Origin of the sequence: Streptomyces tricolor, from assembly GCF_002155905.1 — a bacterium.
Classification (GTDB): Bacteria; Actinomycetota; Actinomycetes; order Streptomycetales; family Streptomycetaceae; genus Streptomyces; species Streptomyces tricolor.
In genome coordinates this window covers 1-4,339 of the sequence record NZ_MUMF01000754.1, presented here as the reverse complement: position 1 = coordinate 4,339, position 4,339 = coordinate 1, and the positions used below count along the sequence as shown (strand labels likewise).

The following is a 4,339-nucleotide window of genomic DNA, read 5'->3' as shown; positions in this document are numbered from 1 at the left end:
GTGGGACGGCGCGGGGGAGGACAGCCAGAGGCTGTTCTCGCACTTCCGCAACGTCGCCAAGGAGAACAACGCGACGATGACGTACTTCCTCAGCGGCGTGTACCTGCTGCCGAAGGAGAAGCGCGAGCTCTACAAGCCGCCCCAGCACCCGCCGGGCAGTTCCGACATCGGTTTCAACGACGAGCAGGGCATCGTCGACACCCTGAAGCAGGTGCGGCTGGCCTGGCTGGAGGGCAACGAGATCGGCACCCACTTCAACGGCCACTTCTGCGGCCCCGACGGAGGGGTCGGCACCTGGTCGGTGGACGAGTGGGAGAGCGAGATCGCCCAGGCCAAGCGGTTCGTGAAGTCCTGGAAGACCAACACCGGCATGAAGCAGGCGGACCCGCTGCCCTTCGACTACGAGAAGGAGCTGATCGGCGCCCGCACTCCCTGCCTGGAAGGGCAGAAGAACTTCATGAAGGCCGCTCGCCGGCTCGGCTTCCGCTACGACTCCAGCGGAGTCAACGACCAGGTGTGGCCCAAGAAGAAGCAGGGCCTGTGGGACCTGTCGATGCAGCTGGTGCCCTTCCCGGGCCACACCTATGAGCAGCTGACCATGGACTACAACTTCATGGTCAACCAGTCCGGCACCGAGACCCAGGGCGACCCCGACAAGTTCGACTACTGGGGCGACCAGATGCGCGACGGCCTGCTCAAGGGCTTCTACCGCGCCTACGACGGCAACCGCGCGCCTCTGATCATCGGCAACCACTTCGAGTCCTGGAACGGCGGCACCTATATGCGCGCCGTCGAAGAGGTGGTGAAGGAGGTGTGCACCAAGCCCGAGGTGCGCTGTGTCTCCTTCCGCCGGCTGGCCGACTGGCTGGACGCCCAGGACCCGCAGGTCCTGGCGAGGCTGCGCACCCTGGAGGTCGGTGAGGCGCCCCGGCAGGGCTGGGCGTCCTTCCTGTCCGGCCGCCCGGCCCCGGCGCCCAAGGGCGTGCCCGGGGCGCCGGCGCGCACGTCGTAGCCGTCAGGCCGGCGTCGCCACACTCTCGCCGAGCACGAAGTGGGGGTCGACCTGCGCCGCCAGGTCGGCCCCGGTGCGCTCGTTGCCCCAGGACTCGGCGTTCTTCAGGTGGAAGTGCACCATCTGGCGGGTGTAGCGCTCCCAGTCCCGCCGCTCGTAGGTGGCGTCCACGGTGGCCCGGAGCGTCTCCAGTGCGCGGGCGTTGGCCTCCTCCAGGAATTCGAACCGGGGCGGGCGGCCCTTCTCCATGGCGCGCACCCAGTCCGAGCGCCCGACCGTCACGAGCAGGTCGTCGCCGACCTCCGCGCGCAGGAAGTCGATGTCGTCCGGCTCCTGGATCTTGTTGCCGACGACTTGCAGGGCGACGCCGAAGTCCCGCGCGTACTCCTTGTACTGGCGGTAGACGGACACCCCCTTCCGGGTCGGCTCGGCGACGAGGAACGTCATGTCGAAGCGGGTGAACATGCCGGAGGCGAAGGAGTCCGAACCGGCCGTCATGTCGACCACGACGTACTCGTCGGGGCCGTCGACGAGGTGGTTCAGGAACAGCTCCACCGCTCCCGTCTTGGAGTGGTAGCAGGCGACCCCCAGGTCGGCGTCCGTGAAGGGGCCCGTGACCATCAAACGGACGGCACCGCCGTCGAGTTCCACCGGGCGGGCGCAGGCGTCGTAGACGGGGTTGGGCTCGCGCACCCGGACCAGCCGTGAGCCCTCGCCGGGCGGGGTGGTCTTGATCATCGTCGCGGCCGAGGCGATGCGCGGGTTGCTGCCCCGCAGGTAGTCCTTGATCAGGGGCAGCTGTTCGCCCATGGCGGGCAGCGCCGCCGCCTCCTCCTCGCCGAGGCCGAGCGCGGGGCCGAGGTGCTGGTTGATGTCCGCGTCGATGGCGACCACCGGGGCGCCGACGGACGCGAGATGGCGGATGAAGAGGGAGGAGAGCGTGGTCTTGCCGCTGCCGCCCTTCCCGACGAAAGCAATTTTCATGTTCACCAAGGGTAGCCGCGCCATAGCTGTATGTGTCACGAGGAAGTGAAGAAGACCACTCCTTCGTGGGGTCGGCCGGTGAGGTGCGTACTGTCGTACTCATGAGTACGACAGGAGCGACCGCCGAGCCTCCCCCAAGCTCTCGAACGGGCTCGAACAGTGGGGACCCGCTCGCGGCCCTGGGCTCGCTGCCCGGTGTGGCCGAGTCCGTGGAGTCCGTGCGCAAGGCCGTGGACCGGGTCTACGGGCACCGGATCATGCGGCGCCGCAGCAACGAGATCACCTCCGAGGCGGCCCTGCGCGGCGCCCGTGGCTCGGCGGCGCTGTCCGGTGCCGACTGGGCCCTGGAGGAGGTGCGCCGGCGCAGCGACTTCGGCGCCGACCCCGAGGCCCGCGTGATGGGCGCGGCCCTGCGGCTCACCGCCGAGGCGGGACAGCTGCTGTCCATCTGGCGCCAGTCGCCCCTGCGGGTGCTGGCCCGGCTGCACCTGGTGGCCGCGGCGAGCGGGGACGACCGGGTGGGCAGGCCGCGCCAGGCCGGCGAGCCGGTGGAGGAGCCGCTGATCGAGCTGCCGCTGCCGGACGCCGAGGAGGTCTCGGGACGGCTGGAGGGGCTGGCGGACCTGATCATCGCCGGCAGCTCCGCGCCCGCGCTGGTGACGGCCGCCGTGGTCCACGGTGAACTGCTCGCCCTGCGCCCCTTCACGTCCCACAACGGTCTGGTCGCGCGCGCGGCCGAGCGGATCGTGCTGATCGGCAGCGGCCTGGACCCGAAGGCGATCTGTCCGGCCGAGGTCGGGTACGCGGAGCTGGGCCGCGCCTCCTACCTGGCGGCGCTGGACGGGTACGTCTCCGGCACCCCCGAGGGCATGGCGGCCTGGATCGCCCACTGCGGCCGGGCGGTCGAGCTGGGCGTGCGCGAGTCGACCGCGGTGTGCGAGGCGCTGCAGCGCGGCGCGGCCTGAGGCGACGGCGGCATGCGGGGGCCGCGGGCCGAAGGGGCGGAGCCCTGAGGGACCTGCGGGCAACCCCGGACAAGGGTTGCGGCGGTACGAGTGTTCGTACCGCCGCTGGCACGCTCACCGGGGTACCAAGCGTCCTCGATATGTCGCCCATCAGGTCGGGGTGCTTTGCCCGTCACCTGGTGCGGCTGGCCCGTAATCGACGGGTCGACGTCGCGTGGGTGCCCGGTGTCCGTGCGGGGTCCGTGGGGCCATGTGCGTAGTGGTAGGGGATCCTCTCGGATGTCCTTTGGTCTCGCGGGCCTAAGTTCTTTGTACCGCGAGCCGGGACGAAGCGGAACCCCAGCCTGCACTTCTTTACTTTCACCCACGAATGGGGGTGAAACCGGCGCCGTTCAGGCGGTGCCGCGGCGCCGGCTGGCGTACCAGACGAGGCCGGCGGTCGCCGCCGCAGCTCCTACGGCCGCCGCCGCGACCAGTGCCGGGCGCGGCGGGACGGAGAACGTGGGCAGTCGCTTCTTGAGCGGGACCGGGCGGCGGAACTCCAGGACCGGCCACCCGCGCGCGAGGGCCTCGCGGCGCAGCGCGCGGTCCGGGTTCACGGCGTGCGGGTGCCCGACGGTCCGGAGCATCGGCAGGTCGGTCGCCGAGTCGCTGTACGCGTAGCAGCGGTCGAGGTCGTAGCCCTCGGACGCGGCCAGTTCCCTGATGGCCTCGGCCTTGGTGGGGCCGTAGGCGTAGTACTCCACCTCGCCGGTGAAGCAGCCGTCCTCGCCGACGACCATGCGGGTGGCGACCACGCGGTCAGCGCCCAGCAGTTCGCCGATCGGCTCGACCACCTCGGCGCCCGACGTGGACACGATCACCACGTCCCGGCCGGCCGCGTGGTGCTCCTCGATGAGGGAGGCGGCCTCGTCGTAGATGATCGGGTCGATCAGCTCGTGCAGCGTCTCGGCGACGATCTCCCGCACCTGCTGGACGTTCCAGCCGCGGCACAGCGTGGAGAGATACTCGCGCATGCGCTCCATCTGGTCGTGGTCCAGGCCGCCGGCCAGGAAGACGAACTGGGCGTATGCGGTACGCAGCGCGGCCCTGCGGTTGATCAGCCCGCCTTGGTAGAAGGACTTGCTGAAGGTGAGCGTGCTCGACTTCGCAATGACCGTCTTGTCCAGGTCAAAGAAGGCCGCTGCGCGGGGCAAGGAGTGGTTTTCCACGTCCCTGAGCATAGGCGCCCACCATTCGGCGTAAGGTGGGGCGCGTGGGTTTGCCTGAGAGGGCTCTCGGGTACACCATGGAAGTCACGGATCGTTCGCGACCGTGCTAACCCGGTCCGACTCCTCCCCCCCCGAGTCGGCCGTGGGGACGACCCCCGCTCTCCCCC

4 protein-coding genes are annotated in these 4,339 nt (G+C 70.2%); 2 read left to right on the top strand and 2 right to left on the bottom strand.

Features of this window, described 5'->3' with window-relative positions; genetic code table 11:
* On the top strand, positions 1-1,012 hold a 1,012-nt coding region (locus tag CCN44_RS38860), incomplete at its 5' end, for a polysaccharide deacetylase family protein (RefSeq protein WP_086703680.1).
* A 3-nt stretch (positions 1,013-1,015) separates the two neighbouring features.
* Here CCN44_RS38860 and CCN44_RS38855 read toward each other — a convergent pair.
* Entirely contained in the window at positions 1,016-1,996 is a 981-nt protein-coding gene (locus CCN44_RS38855; protein ID WP_202430257.1) for an ATP-binding protein, read from the bottom strand.
* A 101-nt stretch (positions 1,997-2,097) separates the two neighbouring features.
* Here CCN44_RS38855 and CCN44_RS38850 point away from each other — a divergent pair, with 101 nt between their 5' ends.
* Complete coding sequence (locus tag CCN44_RS38850) at positions 2,098-2,961, top strand: Fic family protein (protein ID WP_059251461.1); 864 nt, start codon at positions 2,098-2,100, stop codon at positions 2,959-2,961.
* Between the two features lie 392 nt (positions 2,962-3,353).
* Here CCN44_RS38850 and CCN44_RS38845 read toward each other — a convergent pair whose 3' ends face one another.
* Positions 3,354-4,184 carry an HAD family hydrolase gene (locus CCN44_RS38845; RefSeq protein WP_059251463.1) on the bottom strand — a complete coding sequence of 277 codons (831 nt, stop codon included), beginning with the start codon at positions 4,182-4,184 and terminating at the stop codon, positions 3,354-3,356.
* Positions 4,185-4,339 lie beyond the last annotated feature (155 nt).